22 protein-coding genes are annotated in these 20,276 nt (G+C 70.1%); 9 read left to right on the plus strand and 13 right to left on the minus strand.

Going from position 1 to position 20,276, the window contains the following annotated elements; all coding sequences use genetic code 11:
* The 4 genes from VG296_RS16110 to VG296_RS16125 all read left to right on the plus strand — a co-directional run.
* The coding region (locus VG296_RS16110) for a penicillin-binding transpeptidase domain-containing protein (protein WP_325566543.1) at positions 1-366 on the plus strand (366 nt) is incomplete at its 5' end.
* Positions 367-500: 134 nt separating this feature from the next.
* On the plus strand, positions 501-887 hold the full coding sequence (locus VG296_RS16115) for a hypothetical protein (RefSeq protein ID WP_325566544.1): 387 nt from the start codon (positions 501-503) through the stop codon (positions 885-887).
* A gap of 52 nt (positions 888-939) precedes the next feature.
* Positions 940-2,136: a hypothetical protein gene (locus tag VG296_RS16120; RefSeq protein ID WP_325566545.1), complete on the plus strand. Its 1,197-nt coding sequence runs from the start codon at positions 940-942 to the stop codon at positions 2,134-2,136.
* A 263-nt stretch (positions 2,137-2,399) separates the two neighbouring features.
* Positions 2,400-2,843: a hypothetical protein gene (locus VG296_RS16125; RefSeq protein WP_325566546.1), complete on the plus strand. Its 444-nt coding sequence runs from the start codon at positions 2,400-2,402 to the stop codon at positions 2,841-2,843.
* Here VG296_RS16125 and VG296_RS16130 read toward each other — a convergent pair.
* The 3 genes from VG296_RS16130 to VG296_RS16140 form a co-directional block, all read right to left on the minus strand.
* The gene (locus tag VG296_RS16130; RefSeq protein ID WP_325566547.1) at positions 2,829-3,977 is read right to left on the minus strand and encodes a PP2C family protein-serine/threonine phosphatase; all 1,149 of its coding nucleotides are present in this window, start codon (positions 3,975-3,977) and stop codon (positions 2,829-2,831) included. The two genes, VG296_RS16125 and VG296_RS16130, sit on opposite strands and share 15 nt — an antisense overlap.
* Before the next feature lie 110 nt (positions 3,978-4,087).
* Positions 4,088-4,555, minus strand: coding sequence for a ribose-5-phosphate isomerase (locus VG296_RS16135; protein WP_325566548.1), 468 nt, complete (start codon positions 4,553-4,555; stop codon positions 4,088-4,090).
* A 4-nt stretch (positions 4,556-4,559) separates the two neighbouring features.
* Positions 4,560-5,171 (minus strand): biotin transporter BioY, encoded by a 612-nt coding sequence (locus VG296_RS16140; protein WP_325566549.1) that lies wholly within the window; start codon positions 5,169-5,171, stop codon positions 4,560-4,562.
* Positions 5,172-5,427: 256 nt separating this feature from the next.
* Between VG296_RS16140 and VG296_RS16145 the strand changes: the two genes are divergently transcribed.
* Both VG296_RS16145 and VG296_RS16150 read left to right on the plus strand, forming a co-directional pair.
* A complete protein-coding gene (locus tag VG296_RS16145; RefSeq protein WP_325566550.1) occupies positions 5,428-6,159 on the plus strand; it encodes a response regulator transcription factor in 732 nt (243 codons plus the stop codon).
* Positions 6,146-7,714 carry a HAMP domain-containing sensor histidine kinase gene (locus VG296_RS16150; RefSeq protein ID WP_325566551.1) on the plus strand — a complete coding sequence of 523 codons (1,569 nt, stop codon included), beginning with the start codon at positions 6,146-6,148 and terminating at the stop codon, positions 7,712-7,714. The genes VG296_RS16145 and VG296_RS16150 overlap by 14 nt, the downstream gene beginning before the upstream one ends.
* On the opposite strand, the gene VG296_RS16155 is transcribed toward VG296_RS16150, so the two are convergent.
* Complete coding sequence (locus tag VG296_RS16155) at positions 7,677-8,300, minus strand: DsbA family protein (RefSeq protein ID WP_325566552.1); 624 nt, start codon at positions 8,298-8,300, stop codon at positions 7,677-7,679. The genes VG296_RS16150 and VG296_RS16155 overlap by 38 nt on opposite strands.
* Positions 8,301-8,425: 125 nt before the next feature.
* Between VG296_RS16155 and pepN the strand changes: the two genes are divergently transcribed.
* A complete protein-coding gene (gene pepN / locus VG296_RS16160) occupies positions 8,426-10,984 on the plus strand; it encodes an aminopeptidase N (protein ID WP_325566553.1) in 2,559 nt (852 codons plus the stop codon).
* An 82-nt stretch (positions 10,985-11,066) separates the two neighbouring features.
* On the opposite strand, the gene VG296_RS16165 is transcribed toward pepN, so the two are convergent.
* A complete protein-coding gene (locus VG296_RS16165) occupies positions 11,067-11,918 on the minus strand; it encodes a 3-hydroxyacyl-CoA dehydrogenase family protein (protein WP_325566554.1) in 852 nt (283 codons plus the stop codon).
* Between the two features lie 24 nt (positions 11,919-11,942).
* On the minus strand, positions 11,943-12,380 hold the full coding sequence (locus VG296_RS16170; RefSeq protein WP_325566555.1) for an SRPBCC domain-containing protein: 438 nt from the start codon (positions 12,378-12,380) through the stop codon (positions 11,943-11,945).
* Positions 12,381-12,444: 64 nt separating this feature from the next.
* Between VG296_RS16170 and VG296_RS16175 the strand changes: the two genes are divergently transcribed.
* On the plus strand, positions 12,445-13,077 hold the full coding sequence (locus VG296_RS16175; protein ID WP_325566556.1) for a TetR/AcrR family transcriptional regulator: 633 nt from the start codon (positions 12,445-12,447) through the stop codon (positions 13,075-13,077).
* 9 nt (positions 13,078-13,086) lie between these two features.
* A complete protein-coding gene (locus VG296_RS16180) occupies positions 13,087-13,674 on the plus strand; it encodes a cob(I)yrinic acid a,c-diamide adenosyltransferase (RefSeq protein WP_325566557.1) in 588 nt (195 codons plus the stop codon).
* A gap of 7 nt (positions 13,675-13,681) precedes the next feature.
* Here the strand turns inward: VG296_RS16180 and VG296_RS16185 are convergent, their stop codons facing one another.
* The 7 genes from VG296_RS16185 to VG296_RS16215 form a co-directional block, all read right to left on the minus strand.
* On the minus strand, positions 13,682-14,236 hold the full coding sequence (locus tag VG296_RS16185) for a DUF2550 domain-containing protein (protein WP_325566558.1): 555 nt from the start codon (positions 14,234-14,236) through the stop codon (positions 13,682-13,684).
* Positions 14,237-14,275: 39 nt separating this feature from the next.
* Positions 14,276-14,674, minus strand: a complete 399-nt coding sequence (locus tag VG296_RS16190; RefSeq protein WP_325566559.1) for a F0F1 ATP synthase subunit epsilon — start codon at positions 14,672-14,674, stop codon at positions 14,276-14,278.
* A 107-nt stretch (positions 14,675-14,781) separates the two neighbouring features.
* Positions 14,782-16,209, minus strand: a complete 1,428-nt coding sequence (atpD, locus tag VG296_RS16195; protein WP_325566560.1) for a F0F1 ATP synthase subunit beta — start codon at positions 16,207-16,209, stop codon at positions 14,782-14,784.
* 5 nt (positions 16,210-16,214) lie between these two features.
* Positions 16,215-17,123, minus strand: coding sequence for a F0F1 ATP synthase subunit gamma (locus tag VG296_RS16200; RefSeq protein WP_325566561.1), 909 nt, complete (start codon positions 17,121-17,123; stop codon positions 16,215-16,217).
* 48 nt (positions 17,124-17,171) lie between these two features.
* Positions 17,172-18,812 carry a F0F1 ATP synthase subunit alpha gene (gene atpA / locus VG296_RS16205; protein WP_325566562.1) on the minus strand — a complete coding sequence of 547 codons (1,641 nt, stop codon included), beginning with the start codon at positions 18,810-18,812 and terminating at the stop codon, positions 17,172-17,174.
* A gap of 103 nt (positions 18,813-18,915) precedes the next feature.
* Positions 18,916-19,728 (minus strand): F0F1 ATP synthase subunit delta, encoded by an 813-nt coding sequence (locus VG296_RS16210; RefSeq protein WP_325566563.1) that lies wholly within the window; start codon positions 19,726-19,728, stop codon positions 18,916-18,918.
* A gap of 3 nt (positions 19,729-19,731) precedes the next feature.
* Entirely contained in the window at positions 19,732-20,253 is a 522-nt protein-coding gene (locus VG296_RS16215) for a F0F1 ATP synthase subunit B (protein WP_349259577.1), read from the minus strand.
* Positions 20,254-20,276 lie beyond the last annotated feature (23 nt).

Here is a 20,276-nt window from a genome sequence, read left to right on the forward strand (position 1 = left end):
ATGGCCTCGGTCGTCGCGACGGTGGACTCGGGCTCGTTCAAGCAGCCGATCGTGGTGCAGGGCGCCGCCCAGCTGACCGCGACCTCGCTGCCCTCGAGCGCGCAGCAGAGCCTGTGGCAGATGATGAAGGCGGTCACGACGGAGTCCGACGGCACCGCCTACAACGTCTTCAGCGGCGTCAACTCGACGGTCTACGGCAAGACCGGCACGGCGGACGTCGGCTCCACCCAGGACAAGCCGAACAGCTGGATGGTCGTGTTCGATCCGACGCTGGACATCGCGATCGGCTGCGTGGTGCTCGACGCGGGCTACGGCGCCTCGTACGCGGGGCCGGAGACGGCGGCGGCGCTCGCGGCGATGCAGTGATGCCGCAGTCACAGATGCCGCGGTCGCACCGCATCCGGTGAGGTCATAGCACCGCAGAACCCTGTCCCCGATGGGCGCACTCCGGTAGGATTGCGCCCATCGGAGCTTTCGTAAGACTTCGAAGGGGATGGGGAATGGGGATTCTCGGGGACCTCGAAAACGCTGCGGGAGACCTCGTTCACGCGGGTGCGGACGTGGTCGACGCCGGAGCGCAGGTGGCGGGCGACGTCGTGCACGGGGTGGGCGACTTCCTGACCGGCGTGGGCGACGGCGTGGAAGGCATCTTCAAGGGCCTGTTCGACCACGTCGGCGCGCCCGAGGAGATGGCCGCGGACCTGCGGAAGATGGCGCAGCAGCTGGAGCAGCTCGGTCAGCAGCTGGTGCAGGACGCCGCGAAGGTGACGTGGCAGGGCGAGGCGGCGGACTCGTTCCGGCAGCACACCTCGCAGCTCTCCGAGCAGTTCTCGCAGATTTCGACGGAGCTGAACGACGCCGCGAATCTCGCGGCCACGCTGATCTGACGCTGAACGGAACCGCGATCCGCGGGTCGCGATATTCATAGGGGGCACGGGGATGGCCGACGCGTTCTCGGTCGACGCACAGCAGTTGCAACAGGTCTCGCAGGACTGGAACACGCAGGCGCAGCAGGTGGAACAGTTGCCCAAGCAGCTGTCCACGATCGAGTCGCATCTCGGCACGCTGCTGGAGAACACGCTGGCGAGCGACGCGATCAACATCTTCCTCGGCGGCGCGCAGCTCGCGGTCTGGTTCGAGCTGCGGTCCAAGCTGAACGACGCGGCGGGCAAGCTGGACACGCTCGCGCAGCAGCTGGGTCAGGACTCGGAGACGCTGCGACGCTGCGCGGTCGAGTACCAGATCGTCGATGACGCGGCGGCGAACGGGATCACCAACATCCAGGCGGCGCTGAACTCGAACGCGCCCGGCTCCGCACAGATCAGAAATCTGCTGAACTCGCTTTCCGGGAGCGACGGGGCGACGGCGGCGGGCGCGGCGCAGTCGCTGCTCGGCACACCGGCCGGCGGCGGCTCCAACGGCGGCGGATCGACGAGCACCAGCGGCACGGGCACCGGAGGCGGCGGGTCCACCGGCGGAGGCGGCTCGGCCGGGGGTGGCGGAGGCGGCGGTTCCACGGGCAGCGGCGGCGGCGCTGGCGGCGGCGGAACCGGCGGAGGTTCGACCGGCGGCTCGACCGGCGGCGGTGGCACCACGACCGCGGGCGGCGGCGGGATCGCCGACACCACCGGCGGCGACTGGCAGACCACCGGCAACTGGACCGCGGGCATCAACGGCCCGCGCACCGGTGAGGGCATGCGCACCACGCTGCCCGACTACTCCTCGCTCTCCCCCGGGCGCCAGCAGATCTTGGCGAACATGGAGGCGCGGGTGCGCCATCAGATCGGCTACAGCCAGTCCGCGTACACCGACGGCTACCGGGACGACTGCTCCGGCAGCGTCTCCGCGGCCTGGGGGCTGGCCAAGCCCGGCACGAACTGCACCGGCCTGATGGGCTCCTCGGTCTCGCACTCGATCAGCAAGGACGACCTGCAGCCGGGCGACGCGATGATCGCCAGCGACCACGTGGTGCTCTTCGGCGGCTGGGCCAACGCGCAGCACACCCAGTACTACGCGCTGGAGGACGACGGCTCGGACGGCACCGTGGCGCACGTCATCCCGTACCCGTACTGGTCGCACAACGGCGTGACCAACGGCGGCACCTACGAGCCGTACCGCAAGAACGGCGTTTCCTGACCACCGAAGCAGAAGGCGGGATACCCACCCGTGCCCGGAATCACCTCGCGCGCCGCGCTCATCGGCGTCGCGATGCTCACGCTCGCGCTCACCGGCTGCTCGGCTCAGGTCGGCCAGTCGAGCACGAACGTCTCGAAGGTCACCACGACCGGCCAGGGCAGCCCGAGCGCCCCGGCGAGCACCACGAACGCGGCGGTCGGCGACTGCACACCGCAGACCACGAACGTGTCCGCCGAGTCCGCCGCGCAGATCGTCCAGACGCCATGTACGAGCCCGGGCAGGCGAGCGCCGCGCCCGACTCGATGGTCGAGACGTCCTGGGGCAGCGTGCTGACCAGCAGTCAGATCGCGGCCGCGGGCGCGAACTTCGTGAAGCTGACGGGCGCACAGACCACGACGTTCTTCAGCGGCGGCCTGGGCGGCACTGACGCACTGCTGACGCCGAGCACGCTGGGCAAGGCCCTGACCTCGGCTTCGTCCAGCTGGGCGCTCGCCGGGACCAAGACCGTGCAGGGCGTGAGCTGCGTCGAGATCAGCGCACCGAGCGCGCAGGACGCTCCGGCCACGGCCATCGCCGTGAACGCGGCGACCGGCCTGCCGGTCGAGGTGACCTACTCGGGCTCGAACGCGCTGACGTTCGCGGGCTACGGCACGACGGCCGCGATCAGCGCGCCCAGCGGAACGGTGGACGGCTCAAGCCTCGGCTGAGACCAGCGCGTCGCGGCACAGCAGCACGAGAGCACGGTCGTCGTTCACCGAGCGGGCGACCGTGTCCACGATGCGCATCGCGCCGCCCGGGAAGCTCTTGGTGTGCAGGGTCTGCGCGGCGCCGAGCAAGCGGTCCAGGCCCACGGAGAGGTCCCGGCCGGGCCGCTCGACGAGTCCGTCGGTGTACAGCAGCAGCGCGTCGCCGGGGTCCAGGCGGCCGCGGCACGGCTCGTACACCACCTCGGGCAGCACGCCGAGCACCGGGCCCGGGGTCTCGGCGAGCTCCCACTCGCCGGCGCCCGCGTTCAGCCGCGCGACCGGCGGATGTCCGGCGCTGTAGCACTCGAACTCGCCGGACTCCAGGTCGAGCACGAGGTGCACCGCGGTGGCGAAGCCCTCCTCCCAGCCCTGCCGCAGCAGGTAGCGGTTCGCCGAGGCCAGGAACTCGGCGGCCGGGACCGAGCCGAGCAGCCCGCCGAACGCGCCGGACAGTGCCAGGGCCCTGGTTCCCGCCTCCAGGCCCTTGCCGCTGACGTCCACCAGGCCGAGTTGCAGCACGCCGCCCTGTTCAGAGCGCGCGGCGATCAGGAAGTCCCCGGCGAAGGACTGGCCGCCCGCCGACTTGAGCGCGACGTCCACCTCCCAGCCGTTCGGCAGCCGGGGCACCCGGCCCTGCGCCTGCAGCCGCTCGCGCAGATCGAAGAGCATGGATTCGCCGCGGGTGCCGCGCACGCCGAGGCGGACCCGTTCCCGCGACATGACGAGCACGACCAGCGCGGTGAGTCCGACCAGCAGTACGGTGCCGGGGTCGGGCCGGGACGGATTCATCGTGGCCGAGTCGGCGAGCACGACCACGGCCGCCGCCGCCAGCAGGACCAGCTGCGAGGTGAAGGTGAGCGTGAAGCCGCCGAGCAGCAGCGGCAGGGTGACCATCGAGGTCTGGACCCACGGGTTGTGCAGGTGCGCGAGCACCCCGAGCACCGCGGTGAGCGCGAGCAGCGCCGGCAGGACCAGGGCCTCGGCCGCCAGCAGTCGATGCCTGATCCAGAACCGCGCCGCCCACATCCGGCTCCGGCGGCGCGCCGCATCACGCGAGCGGGCCGCCGGACGGTCCATCGCAGCCGTCGCCATCATGGACGCCGACCTTACCGACCCGGCCTCGCCACCGTCATCCGGCGCGGGGGCAAAAGTCCCGGTGAAGTCCCACCGTGTCACTCGTTGGTAGGAATACGGTGGGGCACGGCCTACTCCGGCTTGGGCAGCTCTCCGGTGGACTCGAACTCGGTGAGCATGGCGATCCGGCGGACGTGCCGCGGGTCCTGGCTGAACGGCGTGTCCACGAAGATCTCGACGAAGCGCGTCGCGACCTCGATCGAGTGCATCCGGGCGCCGATGCTGATCACGTTGGCGTCGTTGTGCTGCCGGGCCAGCGAAGCGGTCTCCTCGCTCCACACCAGCGCCGCGCGGGTGCCCGGCACCTTGTTGGCGGCGATGACCTCGCCGTTGCCGGAGCCGCCGATGACGACGCCGAGCGTGCCCGGGTCGTCGGCCGCGCTCTTGGCCGAGGCCATCACGTAGGGCGGGTAGTCGTCGGTGGCCACGTACTCGTACGGCCCGCAGTCGACCGGCTCGTGCCCGAGCTCCTTCAGCCGTGCGACGAGGTGGTTCTTCAGCTCGAAGCCCGCGTGGTCCGAGCCCAGGTAGATACGCATGTGGCTAGTCTGCCATGGTCCGGTTGCCGACGAGCTTCCAGGCGGTCGGCAGCAGGCCGGCGGCGAGGAGAATCTTCAGCGCGTCGCCGAGCAGAAAGACCGTCAGCCCGTAGTGCAGCGAGGCGGACGCGGACAGGTGCGCGGACCAGGCCAGGTAGGGCACGCCGCACGCGTAGATGACCACGTTGCCCGCGACCATCGTGAGCGCGGTGCGCCACGGGGAGCGGTCGGCGCCGCGTTCCGCGAGCCGGCCGACGAGCGCCCCCGCCAGGACGAAGCCGACCAGGTAGCCGAGCGTGGCCAGGTGGATCGAGCCGGTGCCTCCGCCGGCGAACCACGGCACCCCCACGAGTCCGGCGAGCAGGTACAGCGCCATCGAGGCGGCCCCGCGGCGGGCGCCCAGCGCCGCGCCGACCAGCAGCACGCCGAATGTCTGACCGGTGACCGGCACCGGCGAGCCGTGCACCGGGATGGAGATCTGCGCGGCGAGTCCGGTCAGCCCGGCACCACCGATGATCAAGGCGGCCGCGCGAGCCGTCGAGCCGAGCGGGACGCGGACGAGATCGGCGAGCACGCGGCGGTCGGCGCGCGGATCGAGGGCGAGAGTGGACGCCATCGAGGCTCCTTAGCTTGTAGGGATCCTCAGATTGGGATCTTCATCCAACGACGCTAGCGGCGCGCCGATCGCGAACCTGTTGCCGAAAGCCACAAAATCAACTCTCATGCCTTGCTCAGCTCCCGCTCGACCGGCTCACAGCCGACTCCCAGCCGGCTCACAAGTGGGGCACAGTGGATGAAGGCACGTTGGACGCATGACCAGAGCGGCCGCGAGCCCGGCGAGGACGAGACGGGGAGACGAGGCGGAGTGGCGGATGGCCGAATCACGACCTGAGGCGCGCATCCTGGTGATCGACGACGAGGCCTCGATCACGGACCTGGTCGGCCTCGCGCTGCGCTACGAGGGCTTCGAGGTGGCCAGCGCGGCGAACGGCCGGGCGGCGCTGGCCGCGGCCGCCGAGTTCGGTCCGGACCTGCTGGTGCTGGACGTGATGCTGCCGGACTTCGACGGGCTTGAGGTGTGCAGCCGGCTGCGCGCGCAGGGGCTGCGGGTACCTGTGGTGTTCCTGACCGCGCGGGACGCCACCGAGGACAAGATCACCGGGCTGACGGTCGGCGGGGACGACTACGTGACCAAGCCCTTCTCGCTGGACGAGCTGATCGCGCGGATCAGGGCCGTGCTGCGCCGCACCCGGCCGGGCCAGGAGGGGGCGCAGCTCGGCTACGCGGACCTGGTCATCGACGAGGACGCGCACGAGGCGCGGCGCGGCGGCGAGCCGATGGAGCTGACGCCGACCGAGTTCAAGCTGCTGCGCTTCCTCACCCTGAACGCGGGCCGGGTGATGTCGAAGGCGCAGATCCTGGACCACGTGTGGCAGTACGACTTCGGCGGCGGCGACAACGTCGTCGAGACCTACATCTCCTATCTGAGGAAGAAGGTGGACCGCGACCGGGTGCCGCTGATCCACACCGTGCGCGGGGTCGGCTACTCGCTACGGCTGCCGCGGGATCCGAGAGCGTCCCTGGGATCCGATGGCGGGCGCTAAGCGGGTCTATCGCTGGTTGTGCGCGAAGCATCGCGGCGGCCGCGGTTCGCTGCGGGCGCGGCTGCTGCGCACGCTGCTGATACGGCTCGTCGTCGCGCTGCTGATCGCCGGCGCGGTGACCTCCTGGGCCGTCTACAACCTGCTGCTGAGCAACCTGGACGCGCAGCTGTCGGCGGCCTCGGTGCTCATGAACCAGTACGTCGCCACACAGTCCGAATCGCACAACCCGCCGGTCCTGAGCACCTCCTCGGACACGCAGTGGGCCAGGGCCGCGCAGTCCGGCATGCTGCCCGCGCTGCTGCTGATGCGGCTCTCCAACGGCACGGTCCAGCAGATCGGCTCGACTCCGGCGATCACCGCCGCCATGAAGGCCGGACGGCCGGGGTCCGGGCCGAACCAGGACGGCGCCGAGTTCTACACGACGATCCAGGACTCGACCAAGTACCGCGTCCGGGTGAGCTACCTCCCTGATGATCAGGGCACGCTGATCCTCGCGACCTCCGAGCGCAGCGTGACGAACACCATGTGGCACATCGGCCTCGTCGAGCTGGTCACCGCGGGCCTCGCGTTCTGCTTCGTCGGCTGGATGGCGAGCATGAAGATCAAGCGGCAGCTGCGGCCCTTCGAGAAGATGGGCGACGAGATCGTGCTGATCGGCAGCGGCGAGCTGAACCAGCGGGTGGCGCCGGCCGATCCGGACACCGAACTGGGCCGGGTGGGGCATTCGGTGAACATGATGCTCACTCGTCTGGAGCACGCGTTCAACGAGCAGCGCGCCTCGGAGAACCGGCTGCGGCGCTTCATCGCGGACGCCTCGCACGAGCTGCGCACCCCGCTCGCGTCCATCCGCGGCTATGCCGAGCTGTTCCGCCGCGGTGCGTCCTCGCGGCCCGAGGACCTGGCCTTGGCGATGCGCCGGATCGAGTCCGAGGCAAGCCGGATGGGCGTATTGGTCGACGAATTGCTGCTGCTCGCCCGGCTGGACTCCGGACGTCCGCTGGACCGCGCGATCGTGGACCTCAGTGTTCTGATCCACGACGCGGCGCGGGACTCGCTGGCCGCAGATCCGCGCTGGCCGATCGAGACCGCGGTGGACGACGCGGACGGCCCGGTGCGCGTGATCGGCGACGGGGACCGGCTGCGCCAGGTGCTCGCGAACCTGTTGTCCAACGTGCGTGCGCACACCCCGCCGGGCAGCCGCGCCACGATCCGGGCGTGCCACGAGGGCGAGCAGGTGGTGCTCGAGGTGGCCGACGAGGGGCCGGGCCTGAGCGAACAGCAGCAGCGGCTCGTCTTCGAGCGCTTCTATCGCGCCGACAGCTCGCGCGGTCGCGGCGGCGGTACCGGCGGGAGCGGACTCGGGCTCTCGATCGTGAACTCGGTCGCGCAGGCGCACGGCGGCACCGCGGCGGTGCGGTCCCGGCCGGGCGGGGGCGCCGTGTTCACGGTGCGCCTGCCGCTGGCCGGGACCGCCGTCAGGCCGTCACCGACTGATGATTCGACCGATTCGACGCCGCTCAGTCAAAGATCGGCTCGCGGGTCCGGGTCCGCTTGAGCTCGAAGAAGCCGTCGGTCCCGGCGACCAGCAGCACCCCGTCCCACAGCTTCGCCGCGGCCTCGCCCTTGGGCGCCGGGGAGACCACCGGACCGAAGAACGCCACGCCCTCGGTGGCGATCACCGGGGTGCCGACGTCCATGCCCACCTGGTCCATGCCGGCGTGGTGCGACTCCTTGAGCGCCTCGTCGTAGGCGTCGGTGCCCGCCGCGTCGGCCAGCGACGTCGGCAGCCCCGCCTCGGTGAGCGCGGCCTCGATCACCTCCCGGCTGAACTCCTCCTTGCCGAGGTGCCGCCGCGTGCCGAGCGCCTCGTACAGCGGACGGACGACCTCGTCGCCGTGCTGCTGCTGAGCCGCGATCAGCACCCGGACCGGGCCCAAGCCGCGGCCGAGCATTTCCTTGTACCGCTCGGGCAACTCCTCGCGGCCCTCGTTGAGCACCGAGAGCGACATCACGTGGAAGCGCACGTCGATCGGACGCAGCTTCTCCACCTCGAGCAGCCAGCGGCTCGTCATCCAGGCCCAAGGGCACAGCGGGTCGACCCAGAGGTCGGCCGCCACCCGTTCCCGCACAGAATCCGTCATGACATCGCCAACACCGGCAGCGGCCCCGCCCATTCCCGCCACCCACGGCCGTAGGATTCCATGCAAGTATCTTCAGCACGCAAGAGACCTGACCAACCAGTCCGAGTAAGGAGCCGTGCAGGAAAGTGCCCGGTACCAATCTGACACGTGAAGAGGCCGCTGACCGCGCGCGCCTGATTTCGGTTTCGTCCTACGAGGTCGAGCTCGATCTCACGGTCGGCTCCGAGAGCTTCGGCTCCAGCAGCACCATCAGCTTCACCGCCGAGCCGGGTGCGGCCACGTTCGCCGACCTGGTCACGAAGGGTTCGGTCCACGAGATCACCCTCAACGGCCGCTCGCTCGACCCGGCCGTCGTCTTCGCCGACTCGCGCATCGCCCTCGGAGACCTCCAGGCCGAGAACGTGCTGCGGGTGCGGGCGGAATGCCAGTACAGCCACACCGGCGAGGGCCTGCACCGGATGGTGGACCCGGTGGACGGCGGCGTGTTCCTGTACACGCAGTTCGAGGTGCCGGACGCCCGCCGCGTGTTCGCCAACTTCGAGCAGCCGGATCTGAAGGCCAGCTTCGAGTTCACCGTGACCGCGCCGGCGACCTGGGAGCTGTTCTCCAACGCGCCCACGCCGGCGCCGGAGCCGGTGGCCGACGGCGTGGCCGTGTGGCGTTTCGCGCCCACGGAGCGGATCTCGACCTACATCACCGCGCTGGTCGCGGGTGACTACGGCGTCGTGCGCAAGAACTACACGTCGGCCAACGGCACGGTGATCCCGATGGCCGTCGTCGCGCGCAAGTCCCTGATGGAGTACCTGGACGCCGACGAGATCTTCGACGTCACCTTCAAGGGCTTCGACTACTTCGAGGCGAAGTTCGACCAGCCCTACCCCTTCGCCAAGTACGACCAGCTGTTCGTGCCCGAGTACAACGCCGGCGCGATGGAGAACGCGGGCTGCGTGACCTTCCGCGAGGTCTACGTCTTCCGCTCCAAGGTCACCGACGCCTCGTACGCGCGGCGGGCCGAGACGATCCTGCACGAGCTCGCGCACATGTGGTTCGGCGACCTGGTCACCATGCAGTGGTGGAACGACCTGTGGCTCAATGAGTCCTTCGCCACCTACGCCTCGGTCCGCTGCCAGGCCGACGCGACGCGCTGGACCGGCGCCTGGGCCACCTTCGCGAACGTCGAGAAGTCCCGGGCCTACTCGCAGGACCAACTGCCGTCCACGCACCCTGTCGTGGCCGAGATCCCGGACCTCGAAGCCGTGTACGTGAACTTCGACGGCATCACGTACGCGAAGGGCGCCTCGGTGCTCAAGCAGCTCGTGGCGTACGTCGGCGATGAGCCGTTCTTCGAGGGCCTGCGGACCTACTTCCGGCGGCACGCCTGGGGCAACGCCCGGCTGTCCGACCTGCTCGACGCGCTCGAGGAAGCCAGCGGCCGGGACCTCGCGGCCTGGTCGAAGGCGTGGCTGGAGACGGCGGGGCCGAACACGCTGCGCGCGGAATTCACTCTCGCCGAGGACGGCGCGTACACGTCGTTCGCGGTGCTGCAGGAGGCCCCCGCGGACTACCCGACGCTGCGTCCGCACCGGATCGCCATCGGCCTCTACGAGAAGTCCGAAGCGGGCCTGGCCCGGGTGCGCCGGATCGAACTCGACGTGGACGGGCCGCGCACCGAAGTCCCCGAACTCGTCGGGGCGGGGCAGCCGGACGTGGTCGTGCTCAACGACGACGACCTCTCGTACACGAAGATCCGCTTCGACGACCGCTCCATCGCGACGCTGATCGAGTCGATCGGCGAGTTCACCGAATCGCTGCCGCGCGTGCTGGCCTGGGTCGCGACCTGGGACATGATGCGCAACGGCGAGCTGTCGGCGAGCGCGTACGTGGCGCTGGTGCTCTCCGGGGCGGCCAAGGAGACCGACATCGGCATGCTGCAGTCGCTGCAGCTCCAGGTGAAAAGCGCGATCGAGCTCTACGCGTCGCCGGCGCACCGCAAGGAGCTCGCCGACCGGTGGGCCCGGTTCGCGCACGAGCGGCTGCTGGCGGCCGAGCCGGGCAGCGACATCCAGCTCTCCTGGGCCAAGGCGCTGACCGCCTCGGCGCTGACGAACGCTCAGCTGAACCTGCTCGGCGGGCTGCTGGAGGGAACCGAGCGGATCGACGGCCTGACCGTGGACACCGATCTGCGCTGGGCGCTGCTGGCGCGGCTGACCGCGATGGGTCGCGCGGACGCCGCGCTGATCGACGCCGAGCTCGCCAAGGACCCGACCGCCGCGGGCAGGCGGCACGCACTGAACTGCCGCGCGGCCATCCCGACGGCCGAGGCCAAGGAAGAGGCCTGGGCCTCGATGGTGGAGAGCGACAAGCTCAGCAACGAGGAGCTGCTCGCGGTCATGACCGGCTTCACGCAGAACGAGCAGCGCGAACTGCTCAAGCCGTACGTGGCGCGCTATTTCGAGGCCGTCACCCGGCTGTGGGCCGAGCGCACGCCGCACATGGCGCAGTATCTCGTCGGCGGTCTCTACCCGATCCTGACGGTGGAACAGTCCGTCGTGGACGCCGTGGACGTGGTGCTCGCGGAGACGGACGAGAAGATCATGCCGCCGGCCCTGCGCCGGATGCTGCTGGAGCAGCGCGACGGCACGCAGCGGCTGCTGCGCGGCCAGGCGATCGACGCGAACGCGTAGGAAACGAGACCTGAGTGCCCCTCAGCTGAGGGGCACTCAGGCTTCTTCGCGCCAGCTGCCCGGTTGCCCAGCTGCCCGGCGCTCAGCTGTAGTCGTAGAACCCGTGGCCGGTCTTGCGGCCCAGATCCCCGGCCGCGACCATGCGGTTCAGCAGTTCGGGCACCGCGAACTGGTCCGCGTGGGTCTCGTTGTAGATGTTCCGGGTGGCGTTGCGCATGATGTCCACGCCGGTCAGGTCGAGCGTGGCGAGCGGGCCCATCGTGTGCCCGAAGCCGAGCTTGCACGCCGTGTCGATGTCCTCGGCGGTGGCCACGCCCGTCTCCAGCAGCCGCACCGCCTCGTTGCCCAGCGCGGCGATCAGCCGGGTGGTCACGAAGCCGGCCACGTCCCGGTTGACCACGATGCACGTCTTGCCGACCTTCTCGGCGAACTCACGCGCGCGGACCAGCGTCTCGTCCGCGGTCTTGTAGCCGCGCACGAGCTCGCACAGCGCCATAAGCGGCACCGGGGAGAAGAAGTGCGTGCCCACGACCGCCTCGGGCCGCTCGGTCACCGCCGCGATCTGGGTGATCGGCAGCGCGGAGGTGTTGGTCGCCAGCACCGCGCCCGGCTTGGCGATCTTGTCGATCTCGCGGAACAGGCCCTGCTTGACCTCGAGGTCCTCGAAGACGGCCTCCACGACCACGTCCGCCTCGGCCACGGCCCCCAGGTCGGTGGTGGCGGTGATCCTGGCCAGCGCCGCCTCGGCGTCCGCCTGGGCGAGCCTGCCCTTGCTCACGAACTTCTCGTAGGAGGCGGTGATACCGGCCAGCCCGCGCGCGGTGGCGGCGTCCGACACGTCCCTCAGGACCACCTCGTATCCGGCGGCCGCCGATACCTGGGCGATGCCCGAACCCATCAGTCCGGCACCGATCACGGCGATAGTGTTTGTCATGGCTCGCAGCCTACTAGCCGGTAGCTAAGCGAGGTCAGCGAGGACCGGGGGCAGTCCCGACCGCAGCATGGTGCGCCGGACGCGCCCGAGCAGCCGCGCCATGAAGAACCCGCCGACGCCCCTGAAGCCCGTGTGCTCGTAGACGAGCCGGGTCCCGCCATCGCCGGTCGGCGCGAGCAGGAAGGCGACCTCGGTCACGTCGCCGCTGCCACTGTCCGTCCAACTGAAACGGAAGACGGAAGGCTCGCGGGCCTCGAGCACCACGCAGTCGACCACGCCGTCCCAGCCGGGCTTGGGCTTGCCGATGAACTGGAACCGCGTCCCCACCTCCGTGGAGAACCCGACCGGCCGCCCGCCCGCGCCGGTCGACGTCCACCGCGGGACCACCTCCGGATCGGTCAAGGCGCGCCAGACGACGCCGGTCGGCTGCGGATAGGTCTGCTCGATGCGTATCGCGCTCATGGCACTGCCTCCAGCTAGATCTCTACAGTCACTGTAAGTTCTACAGTAGCAGTAAACTAGACCTATGAGCCTGCGCGAACGCCGGAAGCAGCAGACGCGGAAGCTGCTGACCGACACGGCCACGGAACTGTTCCTGGCCAAGGGCTTCGACGCCGTGCGCGTGGTCGAGATCGCAGAGGCCTGCGGCGTATCGGAGAAGACGGTCTACAACTACTTCCCGACCAAGGAGGCGTTGCTGCTCGACCACGTCGAGGCCCTCCCCGATGCCCTCCGGACCGCTCTCGGCGACCACGCGACCCCGCCGGTGACCGCCGTTCTCGGCGTGCTGGCCGAGGAACTCGGTGCGCTCATCGGCCGGATCGCGTCCGAGCCCGACTTCGGGCGGGCACGCGAGCAGACGCGTCGCTTCGGCGCGCTCATCCGGTCCACGCCCTCGCTGCGCGCCTACCAGCACGAGGAGACCGCGCGCATGACCACGATGGCGGCCGAGCTCCTCGCCCCGAGATTCGGCGGCGACCCCGAGGCTCTGGCCGCGGCCCACGCCCTGCTCGGCCTCTGGCCCGTCCAGTACGCCAGCCTGCGCCGCCACCTGGAGACGGCGTCCGGCCCCGAAGACCTCCACGCCGCCGTCACGGCCGACGTCCGGCGCGCCGCCGAGCTGATCGAACGCGGCCTCGGCCCCGCTCCGGGTGGCTAAGCTCGGGACATGGCAGTCAACCTCACCAGGATCTACACGCGCACCGGGGACGACGGGTCCACCCGGCTGGGCGACATGAGCAAGACCTCCAAGACCGACGCGCGGCTCGTCGCGTACGCGGACACGGACGAGGCGAACTCCAGCATCGGGGTCGCCATCGCCCTCGGGCAGCTGGATCCCGAGAGCGCCGCCACGCTGACCCGGATTCAGAACGAGCTGTTCGACGTCGGCGCCGACCTCAGCAACCCGGTCGTGCCCGAGCCGGAGTATCCGCCGCTGCGGATCGAGCAGGCCGACATCGACCGCCTCGAGCGGGACTGCGACCACTACAACGAGAGCCTGGAGAACCTGCGCTCGTTCATCCTGCCCGGCGGCACGCCGGGCAGCGCGCTGCTGCACGTGGCGCGCACGGTGGTGCGGCGGGCCGAGCGCTCGGCGTGGACCGCGATCGACGCGCACGGCGACTCGATGAACGTGCTGACGGCGAAGTACCTCAACCGGCTGTCGGACCTGCTGTTCATCCTGGCGCGCTACGCGAACAAGGACGCCGGCGGCGACGTGCTGTGGGTGCCGGGCGGTACCCGCGAGAAGAGCTGACGCGGGCTCAGGAGACCCGGGAGACGTCCTGTCCCGGGGGCGCGGCCTCGAGCCAGGAGAGGAATCCGGTGAGCGCGTCCTCGGACAGCGCGAGTTCGGCGTATCCGGCGCCGAAGCGGCAGTCCAGGATCGTCCAGCCGGGGAAGAGGGCGAGCTCCTCGGTGCCCTCGGGGGCGCGGCGGCCGACCACCTCGAGGTCGCGCCGGGTGAGCACGGCGGCCGGGCGGAGGGCGTAGGAGAAGATGCGGTACCAGTCGACGCGGTCGGCGCCGTACTGGGCGATGCCGTAGGACCAGCCGCGGCCGTCGCGCACGCCGGCGGCGGTGAACGGGGTGCCGGTGCCGCGCACCGGCTCGACCTCGACGGCTTCGGCGGCCGGCGCGGGGGCGCCTATGCGCGCAGCAGCCCGCGTCGCCCCCGGCAGCGCGGGAGTCAGACGCAGGCTGCAGTCGAAGGTGCCGCCCCGGCGCCGGATCATGATCCGGCGCAGGAAGAGGGCGCCTATCGCGCACAGGACGAGTAGGCACAGCGCTGCCAGAATCTCGAGGAGCCCGGTCAACATCGTCGACCCGCCACGCCTCGCAACGCCCGCCTCCGCCGGCTATTCGCCGCGGCCTACGGCGCGCAGCCGCAGCTCGGCTCTTGCGGCGGCGGCCTCGGAGTCGGCGCCGAACTCGCCGGCCCTGGCCCGGTTCAGCGCCTCCTGGGCGCGGCCCGCGTCGATCTCGGCGGTGAGCTCCGCGGACTCGCTCAGCAGCGAGACCCGGTTGTCGGCCACCGAGATGAAACCGCCGTGCAGCGCGGCCTTCAGGGTCTCCCCCGCGGCCCCGTCCACGACGGTCTTGATGGTGATCACCGACGGCTTGAGCAGCGAGAGGATCGGCTGATGTCCGGGCATGACGCCGACGTCGCCGTCCGCGGTCTTCGCGATCACCAGCGACGCCTTGCCCGACCAGACCTCACGGTCGGCCGCGACCAGCGCCACGTCGAGTTCAGCCATGGTGCGGCTCCCTTTGCCACTAGTGGTTGAAGTCTATCCGAACCGCCGGGCGCCTCCGGCCAGATCTCGAACCCTGGCCGGAAGCGCCCGCACGGACTGGCGCCTGACTACTTGGTCAGTTCCTTGTACTTGCGCTCGAGGTCCTCGAGCCCGCCGCACATGAAGAACGCCTGCTCCGGCACGTGGTCGTACTTGCCGTCGGCGATCGCGGTGAACGCCGCGATGGTCTCGTCCAGCGGCACGAACGAACCGTCGAGGCCGGTGAAGACCTTCGCCACGAAGGTGTTCTGGGACAGGAACCGCTCGATGCGGCGCGCCCGCGCCACGGTGAGCTTGTCCTCTTCGGAGAGCTCGTCGATACCCAGGATCGCGATGATGTCCTGCAGGTCCTTGTACTTCTGCAGGATCGCCTTGACCCGGGTCGCGCACTCGTAGTGGTCCTTCGCGATGTACCGCGGGTCCAGGATGCGCGAGGTCGACTCCAGCGGGTCCACCGCGGGGTAGATGCCCTTCTGGGTGATCGGCCGGGAGAGCACCGTGGTCGCGTCGAGGTGCGCGAAGGTGGTGTGCGGCGCGGGGTCGGTGATGTCGTCCGCGGGGACGTAGATCGCCTGGACCGAGGTGATCGAGTGACCGCGGGTCGAGGTGATCCGCTCCTGCAGCTCACCCATCTCGTCCGCCAGGGTCGGCTGGTAACCCACCGCGGAGGGCATCCGGCCCAGCAGCGTGGAGACCTCGGAACCGGCCTGGGTGAAACGGAAGATGTTGTCGATGAACAGCAGCACGTCCTGCTTCTGCACGTCGCGGAAGTACTCCGCCATCGTCAGCGCGGACAGCGCGACCCGCAGACGGGTGCCCGGGGGCTCGTCCATCTGGCCGTAGACCAGCGCGGTCTTCTCGATGACGCCGGTCTCGGTCATCTCCGCGATCAGGTCGTTGCCCTCACGGGTGCGCTCGCCGACTCCGGCGAACACCGACACACCGCCGAAGTTCTCGGCGACGCGGTAGATGAGCTCCTGGATCAGCACGGTCTTGCCGACGCCGGCGCCGCCGAACAGGCCGATCTTTCCACCGCTCACATACGGGGTGAGCAGGTCGACGACCTTGATGCCCGTGGTGAACATCTCGGTCTTCGAGTCGAGCTGGTCGAAGCTCGGCGCCTTGCGGTGGATGCCCCAGCGCTCCTTGACCTCGAACGTCTCACCCTCCTTGAGGTTGAGCACGTTCCCGGTCACGTCGAAGACGTGGCCCTTGGTGATGTCGCCGACGGGCACCGAGATCGGGCCGCCGCTGTCCTTCACCTCGGAGCCGCGCACCAGGCCGTCGGTCGGCTTCATCGCGATCGCGCGGATCATGTTGTCGCCGATGTGCTGAGCCACTTCGAGGGTGAGGGTACGGGTCTCACCCAGGAAGTCGTAGTCGATCGTCAGGGCGTTGAAGATCTCCGGCATCGCGTCGACGGGGAACTCCACGTCGACAACGGGACCGATGATCCGCGAAACGCGGCCGACGCCGGTCGTGGTCGTGGTCGTCATGGGTTCTAATCACTCCCTGCGTTCGCGTCGGCCAGGGCGTTCGCGCCGCCGACGATCTCGCTGATTTCCTGGGTGATCTCGGCCTGGCGGGCCGAGTTGGCCAAACGGGTGAGCTGCTTGATCAGGTCGGACGCGTTGTCCGTCGCCGACTTCATGGCGCGCCGCCGGGCGGCGTGCTCCGAGGCCGCCGACTGCAGCAGGGCGTTGTACAGACGCGCCTTGATGTAGTTCGGCAGCAGGGCGTCGAGCACCGCGGCCGGGGACGGCTCGAACTCGTAGAGCGGGAAGACGCCGCCGGCCGGGGGCTCGGTCGACTCCTCGATCTCCAGCGGCAGGAACCGCGCCGCCGACGCGGTCTGCGTCAGCATCGAGACGAACTCGGTGGACACCACGTGCAGCTCGTCGACCCCGCCGTTCTCGCCGCCCTTCTCGAAGTCGGCGATCACGACGTCCGCGATCTCCGCGGCGTCGCCGTACTGCGGGCTGTCCGAGAAGCCGGACCAGGTCCCCGCAAGTTCGATACCCCGGAAGTTGTAGTACGACGCGCCCTTGCGGCCGACGACATACCTGACGACTTCCTTGCCCTCGTCCCGCAGCAGCACGGCCAACTGCTCGGCCTGCTTGATCGCGGCGCTGTTGTAGGCGCCGGCGAAGCCGCGGTCCGCGGTGATCAGCACGATCGCCGCGCGCAGCAGCCGCGGGCGCTCACCGATCAGCGGGTGCTTGGCGTTGGAGTGCGAGGCCACCGCCGACACCGCCCGGGTGATCTCCCGGGCGTACGGGGTCGACGCCGCCACGCGCTGCTGCGCCTTGACGATGCGCGCGGTCGCGATCAGCTCCTGCGCGCGGGTGATCTTCTTCGTGGCGGAGACGGACGCGATGCGCCGCCGGTAGACACGGAGTTGGGCTCCCACTGCCTCAGCCCTCCTTCCTGGACTGTCGGATCACTCGGGACATGGGGCTCAGGCCTTCACGTTCCGGGTGATCGTCTCCTGGGCGACCTCGTCGCGGGTGAGCGGGGCCACCGCCACGTCGCCGCGCAGCAGCTGGCCGTCCGCCTTCTCGAAGCTGTTCTTGAACTCGTCGATCGAGTCCTTGAGCAGCTCGATCGTCTCGTCCGAGAGCTTCTCGTTCTTCGCGGCGATGGAGACCAGGATCTCCGGCTTAGAGGACTTGAGCCAGGCCAGGAACTCGGCCTCGAAGCGGCGCACGTCCTCGGCCGGGACCTCGTCCAGCTCGCCGGAGGTGCCGGACCAGATCGAGACGACCTGGTCCTCCACCGGGTACGGCGTGTACTGGCCCTGCTTGAGCAGCTCGACCATCCGCTGACCGCGGGCCAGCTGCGCCTTCGAGGCGTCGTCCAGGTCCGAGGCGAACGCGGAGAAGGCCTCCAGGTCGCGGAACTGGGCCAGGTCGACACGGAGCGAGCCGGACACCTGGCGCATCGCCTTGACCTGCGCGGCACCGCCGACTCGGGAGACCGAGGTACCGACGTTGATCGCCGGGCGCACGCCGGAGAGGAACAGGTCCGTCTCCAGGAAGCACTGGCCGTCGGTGATGGAGATGACGTTGGTCGGGATGAACGCGGAGATGTCGTTCGCCTTGGTCTCCACGATCGGCAGACCGGTCATCGAGCCCGCGCCCATGTCGTCGGAGAGCTTGGCGCAGCGCTCCAGCAGCCGGGAGTGCAGGTAGAAGACGTCACCCGGGTAGGCCTCGCGGCCCGGCGGGCGGCGCAGCAGCAGGGACATGGCGCGGTAGGCCTCGGCCTGCTTGGACAGGTCGTCGAAGACGATCAGCACGTGCTTGCCGGCGTACATCCAGTGCTGGCCGATGGCCGAGCCGGTGTACGGGGCGAGGTACTTGAAGCCGGCCGGGTCGGAGGCCGGGGCGGCGACGATGGTGGTGTACTCCAGCGCGCCGTTGTCCTCGAGCGCCTGGCGCACCGCGGCGATCGTCGAGCCCTTCTGGCCGACGGCGACGTAGATGCAGCGGACCTGCTTCTTCGGGTCGCCCGAATCCCAGTTGGCCTTCTGGTTGAGGATCGTGTCGATGCAGACCGCGGTCTTGCCGGTCTGCCGGTCGCCGATGATCAGCTGGCGCTGGCCGCGGCCGATCGGGGTCATCGAGTCGACGGCCTTGATGCCGGTCTGCAGCGGCTCGTTGACCGACTGGCGCTGCATGACGCCGGGCGCCTGCAGCTCGAGCACGCGCAGGCCCTCGGCCTCGATCGGGCCGAGGCCGTCGATCGGGGTGCCCAGCGGGTCCACCACGCGGCCCATGAACTTGTCGCCGACCGGGGTCGAGAGGATCTCGCCGGTGCGGCGGACCATCTGGCCTTCCTCGATCTTGCTGTAGTCGCCCATGACCACGACGCCGATCTCGCGTACGTCGAGGTTGAGCGCGATGCCGAGGGTGCCGTCCTCGAACTTCAGCAGCTCGTTGGTCATCGCCGAGGGCAGGCCCTCGACCTTCGCGATGCCGTCACCGATCTCGAGGACCGTGCCGACCTCGTCCACATTGGCGGCCGAAGGCTCGTACGAGGCGACGAAGCGCTCCAGCGCGTCCCGGATCTCCTCCGGACGGATCGTAAGCTCCGCCATCAGTGTTCCTGTCTCCTAAGTCTTCTCGGACGCCTGCGGTACTCGCCGTCGCCCGCGAACTCGTCGTGGGGTACTGCTCTGTCTGACTGGGGGTGAGGCCGCGTCAGGCCGCGAAGCCGCGCGCCGCCTCGGCCAGCTTGCTGGCCAGCGAGCCGTCGATGATGTCGTCGCCGATGCGGATCGTCATGCCGCCGATCAGCTCGGGGTCGAGCTCGACGTTCAGTCGGATCTGCTTGCCGTAGCCGCGGGCCAGGATGGCCGTGAGCCGTTCGCGCTGCGCCTCCGTCAACGGGACCACCGCCGTGACCAGCGCGGTGATCCGCTCCCGGTGCGCCGCGGCGATCGAGCTGAGGCGCTCGACGCCGTCCAGCACCGAGCCGAGGCGCGGGTTGGCCACCACGCGCTGGATCAGCCGCACCGCGGACGGGTTGGCCTTGCCGGCGAGCAGCGAGTCCACCAGGCCGGAGCGCTGGCGCAGCGGAATGCGCTGACTCAGGCCCTGGGTGAGCTCCGGCTCGGCGGCCAGGATCCGGCCGAAGCGGAACAGGTCGTCCTCGACCGAGTCGAGGGCGCCGGCCCGCTCGGCGAGGGCCAGTTCGGCCTCCACCGCGAGCTCGTCCAGCGCGTCGGCCAGGTCGCGAGGCTGCGACCAGCGGCTGCGCACCACGCCCGAGACCAGCTCGACCGCGTTCTCGCCCACCTTGCCGCCAAGCAGCTCGGCCACCAGCTCGGCGCGCTGATCGCCCGGACGAGCCGGATCGGTCAGCAGCCGGCGCAGCGAGACCTCGCCGTCCAGCAGCGCCGCGATCGCGGCCAGGTCGTCCGACAGCGCGGTGACGTCGGTCGTCGGGACCTCGGTCAGGGCCGCCAGGGACTCGCGCGCCGCTTTGAGGGACTCGCGAGATGCGCCACGCATCGCTCAGCCCACCTTCTGGGACGCGCCCAGCTTGGCGTCGAGCTCGTCCAGGAAGCGGTCGATGATCCGCTCCTGCAGCGCCGCGTCCTGCGAGCGCTCCCCGACGATCTTGTCGGCGAGCTCGGTGGCCAGCTTGCCGAGGTCGGCCTTGAGCACGTTGACCGCGCTGTTCCGGTCCGCGTCCAGCTGGGCGTGCGCGGAGGCGATGATGGCCTCCTTCTGCGTGCCGGCCTCGGTACGGGCCTGCTCCACCAGCGCCGCGCCGTCGGCCTGCGCCTTGGCCCGGATGTCCGCGGTGGAGTGCCGCAGCTCGGCGAGCTGCGCCTGGGCGTCGGCCTTGACCTGGGCGGCCTCGGCCTGCGCGGCCTCCGCCTGCTGCAGGCCGCCCTCGATCGCCTCGGTGCGCTCGTCCAGGGTCTTGCGGATGTTCGGCAGCAGCTTCTTCGCCAGGAAGTAGAAGACGACGGCGAAGGAGATGATGCCGATGATGAGCTCGGGCAGCTCGGGCAGGATCGGGTTGCCCATGTTCACCGAGCTGTCGGCCAGGA

The sequence above is a fragment of the Actinospica sp. genome (assembly GCF_035552695.1).
In the GTDB taxonomy this organism is placed as follows: Bacteria; Actinomycetota; Actinomycetes; order Streptomycetales; family Catenulisporaceae; genus Actinospica.

What these genes read in the sequence shown, in the direction of transcription:
- VG296_RS16115 (WP_325566544.1), top strand. Translation starts at nt 501, where the DNA reads ATGGGGATTCTCGGGGACCTCGAAAACGCTGCGGGAGACCTCGTTCAC.
- VG296_RS16120 (WP_325566545.1), top strand. Translation starts at nt 940, where the DNA reads ATGGCCGACGCGTTCTCGGTCGACGCACAGCAGTTGCAACAGGTCTCG.
- VG296_RS16125 (WP_325566546.1), top strand. Translation starts at nt 2,400, where the DNA reads ATGTACGAGCCCGGGCAGGCGAGCGCCGCGCCCGACTCGATGGTCGAG.
- VG296_RS16130 (WP_325566547.1), bottom strand. Translation starts at nt 3,977, where the DNA reads ATGATGGCGACGGCTGCGATGGACCGTCCGGCGGCCCGCTCGCGTGAT.
- VG296_RS16135 (WP_325566548.1), bottom strand. Translation starts at nt 4,555, where the DNA reads ATGCGTATCTACCTGGGCTCGGACCACGCGGGCTTCGAGCTGAAGAAC.
- VG296_RS16140 (WP_325566549.1), bottom strand. Translation starts at nt 5,171, where the DNA reads ATGGCGTCCACTCTCGCCCTCGATCCGCGCGCCGACCGCCGCGTGCTC.
- VG296_RS16145 (WP_325566550.1), top strand. Translation starts at nt 5,428, where the DNA reads ATGGCCGAATCACGACCTGAGGCGCGCATCCTGGTGATCGACGACGAG.
- VG296_RS16150 (WP_325566551.1), top strand. Translation starts at nt 6,146, where the DNA reads ATGGCGGGCGCTAAGCGGGTCTATCGCTGGTTGTGCGCGAAGCATCGC.
- VG296_RS16155 (WP_325566552.1), bottom strand. Translation starts at nt 8,300, where the DNA reads ATGACGGATTCTGTGCGGGAACGGGTGGCGGCCGACCTCTGGGTCGAC.
- VG296_RS16165 (WP_325566554.1), bottom strand. Translation starts at nt 11,918, where the DNA reads ATGACAAACACTATCGCCGTGATCGGTGCCGGACTGATGGGTTCGGGC.
- VG296_RS16170 (WP_325566555.1), bottom strand. Translation starts at nt 12,380, where the DNA reads ATGAGCGCGATACGCATCGAGCAGACCTATCCGCAGCCGACCGGCGTC.
- VG296_RS16175 (WP_325566556.1), top strand. Translation starts at nt 12,445, where the DNA reads ATGAGCCTGCGCGAACGCCGGAAGCAGCAGACGCGGAAGCTGCTGACC.
- VG296_RS16180 (WP_325566557.1), top strand. Translation starts at nt 13,087, where the DNA reads ATGGCAGTCAACCTCACCAGGATCTACACGCGCACCGGGGACGACGGG.
- VG296_RS16185 (WP_325566558.1), bottom strand. Translation starts at nt 14,236, where the DNA reads ATGTTGACCGGGCTCCTCGAGATTCTGGCAGCGCTGTGCCTACTCGTC.
- VG296_RS16190 (WP_325566559.1), bottom strand. Translation starts at nt 14,674, where the DNA reads ATGGCTGAACTCGACGTGGCGCTGGTCGCGGCCGACCGTGAGGTCTGG.
- atpD (WP_325566560.1), bottom strand. Translation starts at nt 16,209, where the DNA reads ATGACGACCACGACCACGACCGGCGTCGGCCGCGTTTCGCGGATCATC.
- atpA (WP_325566562.1), bottom strand. Translation starts at nt 18,812, where the DNA reads ATGGCGGAGCTTACGATCCGTCCGGAGGAGATCCGGGACGCGCTGGAG.
- VG296_RS16210 (WP_325566563.1), bottom strand. Translation starts at nt 19,728, where the DNA reads ATGCGTGGCGCATCTCGCGAGTCCCTCAAAGCGGCGCGCGAGTCCCTG.
- VG296_RS16215 (WP_349259577.1), bottom strand. Translation starts at nt 20,253, where the DNA reads ATGGGCAACCCGATCCTGCCCGAGCTGCCCGAGCTCATCATCGGCATC.